The following is an 891-nucleotide window of genomic DNA, read 5'->3' as shown; positions in this document are numbered from 1 at the left end:
CTACCGTGCCCGGTACATCGGTCCGGACGGGACCGAGAAGAGCAAGTCGTTCCCTGACGGACAGAAGCGACTAGCCGACCAGTGGCTCGCCCACATCGAAGCGGACATGTCGCGGGGCCAGTACGTGGACCCCGCCGCAAGCAGGGTGACGTTCCGGCAGTACGCCGAAAAGTGGCTGAGCACGCAGACCACCGACATGACCACGCGGGAGTCCGTGGAATCCGCAATCCGCGGCCACGCGATTCCCTATCTGGGGTCACGCCCCCTCGGCTCGTTCAAGCCGGAGAACATCCGGGACTGGCTGAGCGCTTTGGAACGGGCCGTACAGGCGTCGTCGTACCGACGCGTGATTTACAACGGCGTGGCGACGATCTTCAACGCGGCCGTTGACGACGGCCACCTGTCAAAGAACCCCTGTCACGCGCAGTCCGTGCGTCCACCGGCACCCGGAAGTGGACGGGTCGTGCCATGGAGCGCAGATCGTGTCTTCGCCGTGCGGGCAGCACTGCCGGAGCGATTCCGCGCGACGGTCGACCTCGGAGGCGGATGCGGACTCCGACAAGGGGAGATCTTCGGGTTGCCCGTCGATGAGATCAGCTTCGACACCGGATGGCTGCACATCGTGAACCAGGTGAAGGTGACGAAGGAGGGTCTCGTTTTCGCCCCACCGAAGCGCAACAAGCTCCGTGACGTCCCCCTGCCGGATCGCGTGGCGTACGTCCTCAAGCAGCACATGGAGGCATTTCCTCCAGTGGAGATCACCTTGCCCTGGCTCCGAGTGGGCGGCCCGCCCGTCACGAAGCGGCTGCTGTTCACCCGGCTCGATGGGACCGGTGCAGTTCGGCGTACGGACTTCAACGACCGCGCTTGGAAGCCCGCTCTGGTCTCGGC

At 65.2% G+C, this 891-nt stretch carries 1 protein-coding gene; it reads left to right on the top strand.

What is annotated here, in order from left to right:
• A partial coding sequence (locus AC3ETA_RS47775; protein WP_432199171.1) for a tyrosine-type recombinase/integrase occupies positions 1-891 on the top strand: 891 nt, incomplete at both ends.

The organism is Streptomyces sp. bgisy027, from assembly GCF_057710365.1.
Note: the sequence above shows the minus strand (reverse complement) of the source record. Positions and strands in the feature narration are given on the sequence as shown.